Source organism: Arthrobacter sp. zg-Y179 (assembly GCF_020907345.1).
Taxonomy (GTDB): domain Bacteria; phylum Actinomycetota; class Actinomycetes; order Actinomycetales; family Micrococcaceae; genus Arthrobacter_B; species Arthrobacter_B jinronghuae.
The window spans coordinates 60,379-75,104 of the sequence record NZ_JAJJOB010000010.1; the positions used below are offsets into that span (position 1 = coordinate 60,379).

Sequence of the window (14,726 nt, forward strand, 5' to 3'; positions counted from 1 at the left end):
CGCCCCGGCAGCTTTCCTGCCGGGGCGTTTTGCTGCCGCGACGGTCTGCTCCCGGGGCGGCCTGCATCACACGCTGCCCACCTGATGTAGTTAGACTGGTACACGGTGCGCCGGGAAGTCTGGTCGGCAATAGTTTTGCCGTACCCGAATTTGATAGGAACCCTTCATGGCCTCTGATCCCTCCTCCCCCAAGCCCAGCGGCGCACGCACTGTCCTGGGCAGGGGCAGCTACAGCGAAACGCTTCGCATCAGCGAGATTCTCCGCAAGGAAACCGTCGGCGGCGTTTTACTGCTGATCGCTACCGTGGCTGCACTTATTTGGGCCAACTCTCCGGCTGCAGACACTTACTTTGCCGTGCGCGACTTTGAATTCGGTTACGCGCCGTGGCACCTCAAGCTGAGCATCGGCGCCTGGGCGGCCGATGGCCTGCTGGCCATCTTCTTCTTCCTTGTCGGCCTGGAGCTGAAGAAGGAATTCATCGCCGGTGACCTGAGGGACCTGAGGCAGGCGATCGTCCCGATCGCGGCGGCGGTGGGCGGTGTCATTGTCCCCGCCCTGGTCTACGTAGCCGTCAACCTTATTGCCGGTTCGGACGGCCTGCGCGGCTGGGCCATCCCCACCGCCACCGATATTGCCTTCGCCCTGGCAGTCCTGGCGGTCATCAGTTCCCACCTGCCCAGCGCACTGCGGATTTTCCTGCTGACCCTCGCCGTGGTGGATGACCTCATCGCCATCGCCATCATTGCCTTCTTCTACTCCGAAGACGTGCACCCGGGCTACCTGCTGTGGATGCTGCTGCCGCTGGCCGCGTTCACGCTGCTGGTCCAGCGTGTCCCGCGTTTCTTCGGCACCCGCCGCTGGGCCGCCTGGGTGATCCTGCTGCCCCTTGGTATCGCCGTTTGGGCGCTGATGCATGCCTCCGGCGTCCACGCCACCGTGGCGGGGGTGCTGCTGGGCTTTGCCGTTCCGGTGCTGCGCCGCGGTCCGGACCGGCAGAAACTGCCAGCCAACCCGGAAGCCCCCGGCCTCTCGGAAATCTTTGAGCACCGTTTCCGGCCTGTCTCCACGGGTTTGGCCGTTCCGATCTTCGCCTTCTTTTCCGCCGGCGTGGCCTTGGGCGGCTGGAGCGGTATGGGTAATGCGGTTACGGACCCGGTGGCGATCGGAATTATCCTGGGCCTCGTTGCCGGTAAGCCTATCGGCATCCTGCTCACCACCTGGGCAGTGACCACGGGCACACGCGCAAAGCTTGATGCGGATGTGCGCTGGATTGATCTGGCGGGCATCGGCATCTTGGGCGGGATCGGCTTCACCGTATCCCTGCTGGTCAATGACCTGAGCTTCGAGGTCGGTTCGCTGCACAACGACGACGCGAAGGTCGGCATCCTCGTGGCGTCAGTGTTGTCGGCCTTGCTGGCTTCAGCCCTGTTGACCGTCAGGAACCGGCGCTACCGGCTGATCGAGGCGGAAGACCGCCGAGACGATGACCAGGACGGCATTCCGGACGTGTACGAGGACCGGGAGAACTAGCGCGAGCAGGGGTAGCCCAGCAGGCCCGGCGGCGCGTAATAGAACATCTGCAGTGTGGCCGGTTGGGAAGCAGCCAGGACGTCGCTCTCGCTGATGGCGGTGACTACTGACGGGACCTTTTTGACCGTGGCGGTCCGCAGAGTGACCGCCATGGGCACGTTCTCATAGGGGGTCCTGCCCAGTGCCTCGTTCAGACCGCTCAGGTATAAGGGCTTGACCATAGTAGTGGTGCGCGGAACCGCATAGGTCTTGGTGCGCCCGTTCACGGTGAAGGACAGTACATAGACCACATCCGAGTCCACGTCCGATACGCCGGTCCAGCTGATCTGGTTGGGAAGCGTCCGCGCGTTGCATCCGGGCGCGGAGGGAGTTTCCACCTTGGCGGTCGGGAGACCCGAGATTGTCACAGCAGTCGACTGGCTCCAGTACGCATACGCGGCGGGGCCGCCCAGGCCCAGAACCACCGTCAGCACAAAGACCACTGCAGCCGTCCGGAAACCCGGCTGGGCACGAAGCCGCTTCAACGGGCCCGGACGGGTCTCCGTTACGGTGTCGGCGCCCACCGCAGCCCCCTGCTGCGTTTTCCTGCTCATCGGCTCCTGCTTCGTAGTCGGATTCCGGCGGCGGCGAAGAACGCGACCGACAGTACTATCAGGAGCGTACCGGAGAGCGAGCGGATGATGGGTTCGACGGTGCTTTCGAACGACGCCGGCGAAGACGCTTCCAGGCGTCCGGCTTCCACCGGCGGGACCTGGGTGTTGAAGCCCGGGTCCTGTGCCTGAGCGGGGGCAGCCGGGAAAGCGGCCAGCGCCGCTGAGCCGTCGGTTGGCGCAGTGCCTTGATCCGTACCAAGACCCGGCCGCGCCTGGCTAGCCTGCCGGCCTGTGGCCCCGGCGTTCCGGGTGTCCCCGGAGGCGTTGCCGGTTCCGCGCCCTTCGGCATCAGGTGTCCCCGGATCCGGTGTTCCCGGATCCGACGGCGGTGTGTGGCCATTATTGCCCAGTGCCTCGCAGGCGCTGGGGCCGGTGCCTGCACCGTCCGTGGACTGCAGGTAAAAAACGACGTCGAACCGGGCACTGCGGTTCATCGCAGCGTTGGGAGCTTCCGTGGCAAGACCTGCCGTGAGCTGGACGAGGACGGCGTCACCGGGGCCCAGTTCCCATCCCCGGTAAAGGTCGCTGCAGGCACCGGCAGCACCGAGGTACGCCGGCACGCCGCCTGCGGCACCGGCGGATCCGCTCACGCTGACCAGGCCCGACAGCTCCGGGTCCATCGCGGCGCTGACGGCGCCGGCGGAAAGATAGGCTGCCTCGGCGCCGTCGTTCCGGACCCACACGCTGCCGTCCGTGGATGTTCCCGGGACCAGCGTAACCGCCTGCCTAAAGACAGGCTGGGCCAGTGTTGGACTAAAGCCGACGCCGTCGGGGCTGAAGCTGAGGTAGCTGCCGGATGCGGAAGCGGCAGGGATGCCGGCGAGGGTGATGGTCGCCGCGGCCCCTCCCACGGCACCGACTGTCAGCCAGTGCCTCACCGGTTTGGAAATCCGCATTAGACGGTTACGGGCTTCCGCCGGCTGCGGACGTGCGGCTGTGCACTGTCGTGGTTGCAGTGCTCGCACTCTTCCAGGACGGCATCGTCATGCTCCAGCGGGCCCTGGGTGCTGAAGGCGAAGAACGGGGCCGCGCCGTCGTCGGAGGAATCATTATCCGGATCGTCGTTGCCTGCCTGCGGGGTTTCCCCGTCACCGCGTTTCTTGGCCAGCGCGCCGCGGACCATGGAGATGATCCCGTAGCCCAGGAGGGCGACGGCACCCCACTGGAGTGCGGCTCCGCGGTCCGAGTTGCCCAGGGCATTGGCGGCAAAGCCAACGAAGGGTACTGCGTAGAAGAGTTTGCCGCGGACCTGGACTTCGCGCACGGGCTCAGCGTCGGCAACGTCATTGTTGTCGCCCTTGGTGATCAGGGTGCGTTCGCCGTCCTGCGCGGTGCCCACGGACGTGATCCGGTGGGTGATGACGGCAGAGCTGCCGGACTCGATCTGGTAGGTGATCACATCGCCTACGCGCAGTTCCTCGAACGGGGTGGGCTTGACGACCAGGAAGGTGCCGGGGGCGTAGTGCGGGGCCATGGAGCTGGTGAGGACGCTGAACGTCTGCGAGCCGGTCAGAAGGGGAATGACTACGAGGACCAGGGCAACGAGGGCCGTGGCGCACAGGGCGATGTAGCTCAGACCGGCTCCGATGAAGCGCAGCGGGCTGGCGGGCTTCTCTGCTGTCCTACGGCCACTCGACATGGTTTTCCTATCCATCACTAAGCTGCCGGCGCGAGCTGCGCCACGCTGAGGTTTACCGGGATGTTGATCGGCGTTCCGAGCTGGTTTGCCGGGGTGTTCTGCTTGACTTCGACCTTGAAGCAAATGGTTTGGGTGGTTCCGGTGGCCAGCACCGGAAGGACCGGGGTTCCGGCCTGGTAGGCCAGGTTGGCGTCGCAGGTCGCCGATCCCTGTACAACTGCGGTGTGCACAGTCAGGTTTCCGTTGAGCAGGCTGCCGGGTACCGGTACCGAAACGGCGGGCTGCAGGACCAGCGGGGACTGCGCGGTGACGTTGGTGTTGTTGGTCAGCTTCACCGCGGTGATCGCAGGTACTCCGCGGTTCAGTTCACGAACGTCCAACGACAAGGCGGGCGTGTGGGCCATGTTGGCTTCATTTACCAAGATGTTGAAATCAGCGGCCTGAACGGTGCCGGCGTTCTGCGCTACTGCGGCGTTCCACAGGGCGTAGCTTCCCTGGACCGTCATCAGACCGAGTACCACAGCGGCCAGAATCAGGCCGGCTGCCTTCAGTACTCGGGAGCTCTTCACGGATTTTTTCCTCCAGGGGAACGGTTGTGCGCGGGACATGTGTTCCGCGCACAACCGGGGTTAGAACAAGGGGCTTGAGGGGAATGCTACTGGGCGACCTGGGTCAGGACGTAGCCCACGCGAGTGAGGTCCAGCTTGGCGTTGGTGTCCGTGCGGGCGCCCGTGTCCTTGTTGAAGACGAAGACGGCCTTGGCGGTGACCACTCCGGCCCTGTCGACGTCGTTTGCGGCGGTCAGGTTTGCCGCGTTCAGGGTCTTGCCGCCCTGGGTCAGGGTGGGTACCGGCTTGGCGCTGCCCGTGAAGCCGTTGGTGGCGTCCTCGTTGATAACCAGCTTCGCCTTCATCTGGTCACCGTCGAGCTGCAGGCTGACTTCCTGGGTGAAGGTCAGCTCATCGCCCGGTACAACCATGTACTTGGTGATGTCGATTTCGGCACCGGCCTTGTTGGTCCACGTTCCCGGCGCGGCGGTCACGTCAAGGTCACCGGCGACGATGGTGCCGGCGTTTGCCTTCTCGGAATCGTTCCAGACGGCGAGCGTTCCGCCGCCGCCGAGCAGCATTGCCGAGCCGATACCGATTGCCAGTGCACCCTTAGCCATCTTGTTCACGATGTTCCCCTTGTTCGAAAGTCTTGGCTCGGAAGGCTTTCCTCGCCGCTGGGTATTACTTTGCCGCCCTCCCCTCAAGAAACAACGCCGCCCAAACACAGGGTTCGTGAAACATTCCGGCAAACCTCAAGCGGCACACAAGGTACCCTCAACACCAGCGCAACCGGCCGCACCCGGGCCCCAAACCAGCCCTATCCGAAGCCTGAGGACATGAGAACCACCATCGCTCCGTTCCGAATCCTGACCGTCTGCACCGGCAACATCTGCCGCTCCCCGATGGCCGAGCGCCTGCTTCAAGCCGGGCTGGACAACGTTGCCCCCGGCGAATTCGAAGTCACCAGTGCAGGCACCGGCGCCCTGGTCGGATCCGGCATCGAACCGCACGTGGCCGGTTTCGTGAACATTTTCGGCGGTGACTCCTCCGGCTTCGTCTCCCGGCAGCTCACTGCCGGGATTCTCCAGGGCCAGGACCTCGTGCTGGCCATGACCCGGGACCACCGGAGCAGGATCGTGGACCTCGACCCGGCGTTGCTGCGGCGCACCTTCACGCTGCGCGAACTGGCCCGCCTGCTCCCGCTGGTCGACGCGGACCCCGGCGCCGCGGCCGCCGAACGGTGGCAGGCCGCAATGGCCCGGGCGCTGCGGCTCCGCAGCGCCCACCCGGCGGGACCGGAAGAAGACGACGTAGTGGACCCCTACCGCCGCAGCGACGCCGTCTACCAACGGATGGTCCGCGAGCTCACCCCCGCGGTGGATGAGCTGCTCGCCTGGGAACGCCGCTACCGATGAACCTGACCGTTCCGGGAACACAACGACGACGCCGGCTGGCCGGTCTGTTCCTGCTCTATATAGGTATCCTGGCTCTCATCGCGTTCTGGCCCTCCCCGGTGGATGCCGGACCGGCCGGCACCCTGCGCGCTATCCTGGCTGCCCTGAACGGCCACGGTATGCCCGGATGGATCAACTACACCCTCGTGGAGTCCGTCGCGAACGTGGCCCTGTTTGTTCCCTTCGGTGTCCTGGCCGCCGCTTACCTCAGCGACCGTTTTGCCTGGTTAGCCGCCGTCGTCGGCATGGCTGCCTCCTGCGCCATCGAAGCCGGGCAGCATCTGTTCCTGCCGGCCCGCTACGCCACTGTCCACGATGTCCTCGCCAATTCCCTGGGCGCGGCACTCGGCACGTTGGTGGTCTATGCCGTCCGCAACCGGAAGGACCGCTAACCCCGGGCTGCAATATTGCTTCGATCTTGAGCGTTGCAGGCAACTTTTCCTGAGGTTCGGGTGAGACCGTGGGACATCAGCCGGGAGTAATCGGCTGGCTTCCATCAGGCACCGAACGCCCGACGGCGACCCCACTCCGAAGGATATTTTGTTTGTCTCCCACTCCCCCGCAGCCCCCACCGGTCTGGCCAACGAGCCCGCCCGCCGCTGCACAGGCAAGGCCGCGGACGCAGAACGCCGCTGCCCGTCACCGCAGGAGCCCCAGCTGATGACGCCTCAGGAAGAACTCGAGGCGAGGCTGATCTCCATGGACAGGCTGCGGGAACTAAGCGACCAGGTTGGCGTGGAATCCTGTCGCCGGTTCGTCTCCAACTTCACTTCCATGTGGGAAGGCCGGTTCACCCGCCTTCACCATGCGGTGCAGGGCCGGGACTTCGACGCCGCCATGGATGTGGTCCTCAGTATCAAGATTTCCAGCCACATGGCCGGGGCCGAACGGCTATCCGCCCTGGGCGCCGCGGCACAGGACCTCGTAGCACGCCGCGATGTGCGCGGCCTCGAGGAAATGGTGACCGCTGTCCGCGCCTGCGGTGCCGAAACCATGGCCTATTTGAACGAGTTGGACCTCTTTTCGGCCGCATAAGTCCCGGCCTTCCCAACCGTCCGCCGGTGCTCCATCGTGAGCGCGGTCACGGTTGGGGCATACCGCCGGTATCGTTAGACCCTGTTGCGTTTTACGAGGGGGTCACGCGTGTCGCGGTTGTCGCAGTCGACGCTGAAGTTTTTCGGCATTTCGTCCCAATTCCATGAGCTGCCGCTGCGGTACCGGACTGCCGTGAGCCAGGCACCGCTGGTCGTCGTGGTGGCGCTGATCTGCGCTGTTGCCGCCTGGCAGTTGCCGGAGGTCTTCCAGCGCCGGGAATTCGTGGCCGGCCTGGTCACGCTGGCCGTTGTCACCGCCGTGTGCATCGCCCTTCCCTGGAACCGGCTCTGGTATCCGTCCTACTGGATCATCCCGCTGCTTGATTTTGTGGCCATCGCCCAGCTCCAGCACGGCAGCGCCGGCATCCTTAACGGGCTGAGCCTGCTCCACGTGTTCCCCGTGTTTTGGATGTCCTGGTCCCGCGTCTCCCCGCCGGCCGCCCGGTACCTGAGCTTTTTCTGCCCCCTGCTGTCCGTATGGCACCCTTTCATCCTCGGCACGTCCGGTCCGGTCAGCGGCGCGGACCTCTCCGCTCCCCTGCTCGTTCCACTGGTGAGCCTGGGCGTCGCGATCACCGTGTCCGTGCTGCGCGAAGACATCCGTTCCCAGCGCGAGACGCTGGAGAATAAGGACCGGCTGCTCGAGGCCGCGCTGGCGGAGAGCAAGCGGCAATCCCAGCAGCTCGACGGGGTGTTGAACGCCATCAACGTCGGCGTCCTCCTGGTGGACGAGGACGGCGTGCCGCGGCATATGAACCGGCGCCAGCGCATGCTGCAGGAACGGGCACTGCCCCCGGACGCGGTCAACCCGCATGAACGCGATCTGTTCCTCTACACAGGTGACCGCACTACCCCCGTACCCTTCGAACAGCGTCCCGTGGCCCGCGCCCTGCGCGGCTCAGACTTCAGCGACGTACAACTGTGGCTGGGACCGCCCGGCAGCCAGATCGCCATGAACGTCTCCGGGGCCGTGCTGCGCAATGAGGGCGGTAGCTTCAACGGTGCGGTGATCGTTTTCTCCGATGTCACGGCCATGGTCAGTGCACTGGCTGCAAAGGACGACTTCGTGGCAAGCGTCTCGCACGAACTGCGCACCCCGCTGACGTCGATCATGGGTTATCTGGACCTGGCCCTGGACGAGGCAGAAGAGACCGGGTTGCAGGGCTCCATTCCGGGCTCACTGCGGGTCGCGCTGCGCAACAGCGAGCGGCTGCTCCGCCTGGTGTCGGACCTGCTCACCGCAGCCTCGGGCACCGTCCAGCTGGAATCCCGGCCCATGTGCCTGGCCGAGATCATCCGCACCAGCCTCCGCACAGCGGAGACCAGGGCCCGGGAGGCCGGCGTCGACCTGGTCAACGATGCCCCGGCGGAGCTGCCGATGTTCGCGGACCCGCACCGTATCGCGCAGGTCCTGGACAACCTGCTTTCCAACGCCGTCAAATACTCCCCCGACGGCGGCACGGTGACGGTCAGCGCGTGGCGCGATGGAGACCGTGCGGTGTTTCGTGTGGCAGATACCGGCATGGGTATGTCCGCGGAAGACGTGGATGATGTCTTCGAAAAGTTCTTCCGCACCGGCACGGTTCGGCAGGCGGGCATCCCCGGCGTCGGCCTCGGCATGGCCATCAGCAGGGACATCGCCGAGGCGCACGGGGGCAGCATCCGGGTGGAGAGCACACTGGGCCGCGGCACCAGCTTTACCGTCGAACTCCCCGCCGGCGTGCCCGCGGGCGTTTAGCGGCGCACCCGGCACTCACGCGGCCAAGGGGCCGGGGACTCAGGGGCCCTTGGCCGGGAGGATCGAGCGCCGGGGCCGGCGGGTCAGGCCTGCGGAGCCAGACGGTAGCCGACGCCGCGTACGGTTTCGAGCCAGCGCGGTGCCTTCGAATCGTCCCCGAGTTTGCGGCGCAGGTTACCCACGTGCACTTCCACGGTCCGCTCATCGGCGTCGCTGATGAAGGATCCGGTGTCGTATTCCTCGCCGCGCAGCCGCCGGACCAGGTCCGTCTTGGTCCGCACCAGGCGGCCGCCCTCCAGGAGGGCCTGCAGCAGGTCAAACTCGGTGCGGGTCAGTTCTACGCCCTTGCCGTGGATTTCAGTGGTGCGCGTACCCGGGTTCAGGGTCAGACCGTTGTGGGCAAGCGTGCCCGGGGCGGCTGCGGGGGCCGGTGCCGGTGCCGGTGCCGCGGGGGCCGCGGTTCCCTGGCCGGGGGCTGAAGGAGCATCAACGGAAACGGTCGTCTCGGTGTCGCTGGCTGACTCCCCGCGGGGACGGCGGAGCATGGCTGAAATCCTGGCCCGCAGTTCCCGGGGCCGGAAGGGCTTGGTGATGTAGTCGTCCGCGCCGGCTTCAAGCCCCATAAGGGTGTCAAGCTCCTCGGCGCGGGCGGTGAGCATCACGATGTAGGCATCACTGAACTGCCGCAGCTGCCGGATCACCTCGAACCCGTCAATGTCCGGAAGGCCCAGATCCAACGTGACCACGGTGGGGTTGTGCAGCCGCACTGCTTCAACACCTTCGGAGCCGTTCGGGGCAGTAAAGACGTTGAAACCTGACTGCTGCAGAACTGCGTTGAGAAGATCGCGGATATCTGCGTCGTCTTCGATGATGACGGCTACACGTTGAATTTCCATGTTTTTACTTTTTCCTGTCCTGCGAGACCTTCTGAATCCCCGCTCCCCTTGCTCGGTATCCTACAGGAGCACCCCTATACTCTGAGCTACCACTACAGGAATCCGGGGGTTCCCTTTTTTCATGTCCAGTCTCAAAGACCGAGTGGCCACGCTTCCTGTTATCAAATCGCAGTTTAATGAATTGAGTCTTCGGCGCCGGCTGCTGGTGAGCCAGCAGCCGCTGCTGATATCGGTTGCCATAGCGATCGTGATTACCGCGGTGGTGGCCCCGACTCTACTTCACAGCCATAGTTTTCAATTCGCGCTGGTACTTCTTGCCGCATTGACACTGGCATGCGTAGTGGTTCCGTGGGAACGGTATTCACCATTGGCTTATTGGTGCATCCCGGTGCTGGATTTCGCGGTTGTGGGCGGCCTCTATTACGAAGGCCGCAATTCGGTGATCGGGCTTAGTCTTCTGGCGGTCTTCCCCGTTTTCTGGATGGCCTGGTCCGGTGCTGCACCGCGCCTGGCGTGGATACTCAGCTATCTCTGCACCACGTTGCTGCTTTGGGCTCCGCTGTTTATGCAGGCGGGCGGTTTCCCCAACCGCGAGGATCTGGTGGCCCCCCTCCTCGTCCCGTTCATCATGTTTGCCATGGGTGTGGTGATTTCGACGATGGAATCGGATACCACCTCCCAGCAGAAACGGCTTGTGGCGATTGAAACCGAACTGCAGGCCAGTCTGCAGGAGACCCGTCGACGCTCACAGCTGCTGGACGCCGTGCTGGAAACGGTCGATGTGGGCGTGATGGCGGTGGACGCTCAAGGCCGGACCATCCTGATGAACAGCCGCCAGCGGATCAACCATGCGCTGGCCGGCCTCACTGATGGAGCAGACACGGGCAGCGACGCCCGGATTTACGGTCTGGACCAGCTCACCCCCGTGACCCAGGCGCAAAGGCCTTCCCAGCGGGCCATGCGCGAGGAGTCTTTTTCGGACGTCATTGTCTGGGTTGGAACCGGGGAACGGCAGCGTGCCCTCGCCGTCTGTGCCCGCGCCATGCACGAACAGGGCGAATTCGCCGGGTCTGTGCTGGCCTACAGCGATGTCACGGAGATGGTTAACGCACTCAATGCCCGGGAGGACTTTGTCTCGAGTGTCTCCCACGAGCTGCGGACCCCGCTGACCTCGATCATCGGCTACCTCGACCTCGTGATCGACGACGAAGAGACCTCGGGCCTTCCGGGGCACCTCGTGAACGCCCTGGAGGTAGCCCAGCGCAACGCCGAACGGCTGCTGCTGCTGGTGGCGGATCTGCTGACCACGGCCTCCGGAACGATGCACCTGCAACGCTCCGAAACCGATGTGGCCGAGCTGGTGCGCGTAGCCCTGGATTCCGCCCGCCCCCGAGCCACCGCCATCGGCGTGGACCTGGGCTGCGACTGCGAAGCGGAGCTGCATGCGTTGGTGGATCCGGGCCGGATCTCCCAGGTACTGGACAACCTGCTCAGCAACGCCATTAAATACTCCCCCGACGGCGGCAAGGTCACCGTCCGCTCCCGGATGGAGGAAGGGAACCTGATGCTGGAGGTGGAGGACAGCGGTATCGGCATGAGCGAGGCCGACCAGCGGGACGTGTTCACCAAGTTCTTCCGCACGGGCCAGGTGAAGAAGGCGGCCATTCCCGGCGTGGGCCTGGGTCTGGTCATCACCAAGTCGATAGTGGAAGCCCACGGCGGGCGGATCTCGTTCAGCTCGGAGCTTGGTGTGGGGAGTACATTCCAGGTGGAGCTGCCTGTGACGGTGCCCTGATTCGATAGGCACCGCATGAAGGATAAGGTTGTTGGCGGTAAAACAACCGTGAGGAACTAGGGTGACAGTGCGTATTTCCGTTATTGGCTGCGGCTACCTGGGGGCCGTACACGCGGTTTCCATGGCCAAGCTTGAACATGATGTTGTAGGGATCGACGTCGACGCCGCCCGGATCGAAGACCTCGCCGCCGGCCGCGCCCCGTTCTTCGAACCCCGCCTGCCCGAGCTTCTTGCCGAAGCGTTGGAGAGCGGCCGCCTGAAGTTCAGCACCGACCTGGCAGACGCCGCCGGCGCTGACGTCCACTTCGTCTGCGTGGGAACGCCCCAGCGGAAAGGCGAGTACGCAGCGGACATGCGGTATGTGGATGCGGCCGTCGCCGGCCTCGCGCAGTACCTGTTGCCGGGCAACATAGTGGTTGGCAAGTCCACCGTCCCGGTGGGCTCCGCGGCACGCCTGGCCGATCAGCTGACCGAAACCGCGCCGGAAGCGGTCCTGGCCTGGAACCCGGAATTCCTGCGCGAGGGTCACGCAGTGCAGGACACGTTAACCCCTGACCGCTTTGTCTACGGCGTGCCCGACGGCGCTGCCGGAGCCGCCGCCGTCGCCGCACTGGATGAGGTGTATTCCGTTCCTTTATCCACCGGAACCCCTCGCATGGTGGTCGACTACGCCACGGCCGAACTGGTCAAGACCGCAGCCAATTCCTTCCTGGCCACCAAGATCAGCTTCATCAACGCCATGGCGGAGGTCTGCGAGGCGTCGGGTGCGGACGTCACGGCCCTGGCCGACGCCATCGGCATGGACGAGCGCATCGGGCGGAGCTTCCTGAACGCCGGCGTCGGCTTCGGCGGCGGCTGCCTGCCCAAGGACATCCGTGCGTTCATGGCACGGGCCGGGGAACTGGGCGCCGACCAGGCCTTGACCTTCCTGCGTGAGGTGGACGCCATCAACATGCGCCGCCGCTCCAAGGTTGTGGAAATGACACGCGAAATCTGCGGCGGCTCCCTGCTGGGCAAGCGGGTGACCATCCTGGGTGCCGCCTTCAAGCCGGAGAGCGATGACGTCCGCGACTCCCCTGCCCTGAGCGCCGCGGCCCAGATGCAGCTCCAGGGCGCCACCGTCACCGTGGCCGACCCCCAGGCCCTGCAGAACGCCAAGGGCCGCTTCCCCGAACTGAACTACGAACCGGACACCGCGAACGCGCTGCTGGGTGCCCATGCCGTGGTGCTGTTAACGGAGTGGAAGGAATACCGGTCCCTTGACCCGGTGCCGGTCAGCGCCCTGGTTGCGGATAAAAACATTATCGACGGCCGCAATGTCCTCGACCCGACCGCATGGCGGGCCGCCGGTTGGAACTACCGCGGCATGGGCCGGCCCTGACACTACGCCCGGGACTCAGGCCTTCACCGTCGACGCAGGATGGTGGTACCGGGTTGCGGCAACCATCTCGGCGGTCTCGTCCTCATCCTCGTCGCCGGTTTCCAGGTCCTCCACAACCACCCGCGGCTTGAACTTCGTGGGCGTGAAGCTGAACCGCACGGCATAGCCGGGGCGGACCCGGGTCTTGGCCAGTGCCTCCAGATCAGGAAGGCTCTGGATCCAGGCGGCAACCGCACGCCGGGCTTCCTGCCGCTTCTCCTCGAGGGACACCGGTGCAGCACCGTCTTCCGGTTCGTCCAAGGCCACGGAGTAGCTGATTTCCGGTTCCTCGGCTGTCCCGCCGATAGTCATTTCGACCTCGGACATCGGCCAGCGCTCCAGTTCCGCGGCCAGCATGTCCTCCCACCAGGTGACCAGGCGGCGGGCGGCGGGCACGGCGTCGTCGCGCGCCACCCCGCTGACGGTGAACCCTCCGTAGGAGCCGTCCACCAGCACCGACGCCCTCGGGAACCCTGCCAGCAACTCCTCATGCATCCGCACGAGGAAGGCGAGCACGTCCGCGTCCCTATGTTGCCCGATAATCAGCAACGAGGAAAAAGGGGCATCGGGAGCAGCCGACTCCTCGATCCGCACCTCCAGATCATCGGTGCGGCCCAACCCGTGGATCGCCCCGTTCAGCCGGGACACCAGGATGGGCAGCTCCCGGCGGGAACCGGTAACCGCTGCGGTGTACGTCGTGGTGCCAACACCCCAGGAACGCGCCGACACCGTCGCATCCTTGGGAAGAGCAGCGGTTAGGTCAGCCACCAGTGCCTCCGTGGCTGCTGCCGCCGAGGCTTTGGCGGCACGCTTGGTACCGTCCAGGAAATCGAGAAAACCCATTAGATCAGTCCGTTCAGTGGTCCGGTAAGGAGCAAACGCGCCAGCACGAGGACGGCGAAACCGGCCAAGGTCCAGATCAGTGCGGGGGTAAGGGTGCGGCGTTTAAGCGTGCGGCCTTCCGGAGGCACCGTTTGCGCGGCGCCACTGGCGAACCGCTGCGCGGACACCGGGCCGTTCGCCATTCCCACCAGTGCCGCACCGGGCCCGAAGATGACCTGCGAGAGCCGTTCCCAGGTTCCTTGGCTGCCCAGATCAAGTTCCCCGCGGGTGAAGAAGACGATGGAATCGTCCACGGTTTCGACGTCGAACCCCGGCGCTTCCGCGAGCAACCGGCGCAGGACCTCCGGCGTGAAGACGGCCAGGGCCGCTGCTTCGTGCCCCTCCGGGGCGTACAGGGTGAAGTGGCGGTCCAGGTCCTCCGGCAGTGGAACCTGCTGCGACTTCGCGAGGCTGACCGGCACGCTGGAGCCAAACCAGGGGTCGTTTCCCTTGGCATCGAGCAGCATCCGGGGCAGCCGCCGTTCCGCGGTGACCGCGGCGTAGGTCCAGGTTATGACCGAGGGCCGGTCGTTCCGGTTCCGGGACCGCGAGCCCGTCCGGTAGGAGAAATGCGCGACCTCGAACGGAAAAGGATGGGCAGGTCCGTTGCGGAACCGCTTCGAGGACTGCGGATGGTGGCCCTCTCCGAAGATGGTGGCATCAATCCTGGGAAGCTTGGGGTCCTCCTTGTAGGACAACCCGTTCCGCTGTACGAACCGGCTCAGCTTTGCGGCCGTGATCCGCGGATCCTCTTTCGCGCCTTGGAGCAGGAAACCGACCGCGGCGGCCAGGAGTCCGGCCAGGAAGATCCCCGATCCCACATTGACCGCTGACGCGTCCAGATTAAAGGAGTCCACCGCTGCTTCAGCAATACCCATCGAGCAGACCAGCCATACTGCCAGGCAGGCGGCTGCGAAACCCGCCAGGAACAGCCTGGACCCCGCAACCAGTCCGGCAATACCGGTGGGCCGCTGGGCTGCAATCTCCTCTGCGGGCACGGGGTCGCGGAAGACGGAGGTATCCAGTTGGCTGGTCATGCCGCCACCCTACGGACCCAACTCCTCGCCCGACGT

15 protein-coding genes are annotated in these 14,726 nt (G+C 65.3%); 7 read left to right on the forward strand and 8 right to left on the reverse strand.

Going from position 1 to position 14,726, the window contains the following annotated elements; genetic code table 11:
- Window positions 1-166 precede the first annotated feature (166 nt).
- On the forward strand, window positions 167-1,531 hold the full coding sequence (gene nhaA / locus LOC56_RS11540) for a Na+/H+ antiporter NhaA (RefSeq protein ID WP_229952414.1): 1,365 nt from the start codon (window positions 167-169) through the stop codon (window positions 1,529-1,531).
- On the opposite strand, the gene LOC56_RS11545 is transcribed toward nhaA, so the two are convergent.
- The 5 genes from LOC56_RS11545 to LOC56_RS11565 all read right to left on the reverse strand — a co-directional run bounded on the left by LOC56_RS11545 (window position 1,528) and on the right by LOC56_RS11565 (window position 4,991).
- Window positions 1,528-2,124, reverse strand: coding sequence for a hypothetical protein (locus LOC56_RS11545; RefSeq protein ID WP_229952415.1), 597 nt, complete (start codon window positions 2,122-2,124; stop codon window positions 1,528-1,530). The genes nhaA and LOC56_RS11545 overlap by 4 nt on opposite strands.
- A complete protein-coding gene (locus LOC56_RS11550; protein WP_229952416.1) occupies window positions 2,121-3,080 on the reverse strand; it encodes a hypothetical protein in 960 nt (319 codons plus the stop codon). Before LOC56_RS11550 ends, LOC56_RS11545 begins: the two co-directional genes overlap by 4 nt.
- On the reverse strand, window positions 3,080-3,823 hold the full coding sequence (locus LOC56_RS11555) for a signal peptidase I (RefSeq protein ID WP_229952417.1): 744 nt from the start codon (window positions 3,821-3,823) through the stop codon (window positions 3,080-3,082). The genes LOC56_RS11550 and LOC56_RS11555 overlap by 1 nt, the downstream gene beginning before the upstream one ends.
- Window positions 3,824-3,840: 17 nt before the next feature.
- Window positions 3,841-4,392 (reverse strand): hypothetical protein, encoded by a 552-nt coding sequence (locus tag LOC56_RS11560; protein WP_229952418.1) that lies wholly within the window; start codon window positions 4,390-4,392, stop codon window positions 3,841-3,843.
- Between the two features lie 86 nt (window positions 4,393-4,478).
- Window positions 4,479-4,991 (reverse strand): alternate-type signal peptide domain-containing protein, encoded by a 513-nt coding sequence (locus tag LOC56_RS11565; protein WP_229952773.1) that lies wholly within the window; start codon window positions 4,989-4,991, stop codon window positions 4,479-4,481.
- 219 nt (window positions 4,992-5,210) lie between these two features.
- Here LOC56_RS11565 and LOC56_RS11570 point away from each other — a divergent pair, with 219 nt between their 5' ends.
- The 4 genes from LOC56_RS11570 (at window position 5,211) to LOC56_RS11585 (ending at window position 8,660) form a co-directional block, all read left to right on the forward strand.
- Window positions 5,211-5,789, forward strand: coding sequence for an arsenate reductase/protein-tyrosine-phosphatase family protein (locus LOC56_RS11570; protein ID WP_229952419.1), 579 nt, complete (start codon window positions 5,211-5,213; stop codon window positions 5,787-5,789).
- Complete coding sequence (locus tag LOC56_RS11575) at window positions 5,786-6,220, forward strand: VanZ family protein (RefSeq protein WP_229952420.1); 435 nt, start codon at window positions 5,786-5,788, stop codon at window positions 6,218-6,220. The genes LOC56_RS11570 and LOC56_RS11575 overlap by 4 nt, the downstream gene beginning before the upstream one ends.
- A 148-nt stretch (window positions 6,221-6,368) precedes the next feature.
- On the forward strand, window positions 6,369-6,863 hold the full coding sequence (locus LOC56_RS11580) for an Hpt domain-containing protein (RefSeq protein WP_229952421.1): 495 nt from the start codon (window positions 6,369-6,371) through the stop codon (window positions 6,861-6,863).
- A gap of 108 nt (window positions 6,864-6,971) precedes the next feature.
- On the forward strand, window positions 6,972-8,660 hold the full coding sequence (locus LOC56_RS11585; RefSeq protein WP_229952422.1) for a sensor histidine kinase: 1,689 nt from the start codon (window positions 6,972-6,974) through the stop codon (window positions 8,658-8,660).
- Between the two features lie 83 nt (window positions 8,661-8,743).
- Here the strand turns inward: LOC56_RS11585 and LOC56_RS11590 are convergent, their stop codons facing one another.
- Window positions 8,744-9,556 (reverse strand): response regulator transcription factor, encoded by an 813-nt coding sequence (locus LOC56_RS11590; RefSeq protein WP_229952423.1) that lies wholly within the window; start codon window positions 9,554-9,556, stop codon window positions 8,744-8,746.
- A 181-nt stretch (window positions 9,557-9,737) separates the two neighbouring features.
- Here LOC56_RS11590 and LOC56_RS11595 point away from each other — a divergent pair, with 181 nt between their 5' ends.
- Together LOC56_RS11595 and LOC56_RS11600 are read left to right on the forward strand one after the other, a co-directional pair.
- Window positions 9,738-11,351, forward strand: a complete 1,614-nt coding sequence (locus LOC56_RS11595) for a sensor histidine kinase (RefSeq protein WP_229952424.1) — start codon at window positions 9,738-9,740, stop codon at window positions 11,349-11,351.
- Between the two features lie 67 nt (window positions 11,352-11,418).
- Window positions 11,419-12,732: a UDP-glucose dehydrogenase family protein gene (locus LOC56_RS11600; protein WP_229952775.1), complete on the forward strand. Its 1,314-nt coding sequence runs from the start codon at window positions 11,419-11,421 to the stop codon at window positions 12,730-12,732.
- A gap of 15 nt (window positions 12,733-12,747) precedes the next feature.
- Here the strand turns inward: LOC56_RS11600 and LOC56_RS11605 are convergent, their stop codons facing one another.
- Entirely contained in the window at window positions 12,748-13,614 is an 867-nt protein-coding gene (locus LOC56_RS11605) for a hypothetical protein (RefSeq protein WP_229952425.1), read from the reverse strand.
- A complete protein-coding gene (locus tag LOC56_RS11610) occupies window positions 13,614-14,690 on the reverse strand; it encodes a hypothetical protein (protein ID WP_229952426.1) in 1,077 nt (358 codons plus the stop codon). Before LOC56_RS11610 ends, LOC56_RS11605 begins: the two co-directional genes overlap by 1 nt.
- Window positions 14,691-14,726: the final 36 nt, after the last annotated feature.

Coding starts and splice junctions, on each gene's coding strand:
- nhaA (WP_229952414.1), top strand. CDS start 167: ATGGCCTCTGATCCCTCCTCCCCCAAGCCCAGCGGCGCACGCACTGTC.
- LOC56_RS11545 (WP_229952415.1), bottom strand. CDS start 2,124: ATGAGCAGGAAAACGCAGCAGGGGGCTGCGGTGGGCGCCGACACCGTA.
- LOC56_RS11550 (WP_229952416.1), bottom strand. CDS start 3,080: ATGCGGATTTCCAAACCGGTGAGGCACTGGCTGACAGTCGGTGCCGTG.
- LOC56_RS11555 (WP_229952417.1), bottom strand. CDS start 3,823: ATGTCGAGTGGCCGTAGGACAGCAGAGAAGCCCGCCAGCCCGCTGCGC.
- LOC56_RS11565 (WP_229952773.1), bottom strand. CDS start 4,991: ATGGCTAAGGGTGCACTGGCAATCGGTATCGGCTCGGCAATGCTGCTC.
- LOC56_RS11570 (WP_229952419.1), top strand. CDS start 5,211: ATGAGAACCACCATCGCTCCGTTCCGAATCCTGACCGTCTGCACCGGC.
- LOC56_RS11575 (WP_229952420.1), top strand. CDS start 5,786: ATGAACCTGACCGTTCCGGGAACACAACGACGACGCCGGCTGGCCGGT.
- LOC56_RS11590 (WP_229952423.1), bottom strand. CDS start 9,556: ATGGAAATTCAACGTGTAGCCGTCATCATCGAAGACGACGCAGATATC.
- LOC56_RS11605 (WP_229952425.1), bottom strand. CDS start 13,614: ATGGGTTTTCTCGATTTCCTGGACGGTACCAAGCGTGCCGCCAAAGCC.
- LOC56_RS11610 (WP_229952426.1), bottom strand. CDS start 14,690: ATGACCAGCCAACTGGATACCTCCGTCTTCCGCGACCCCGTGCCCGCA.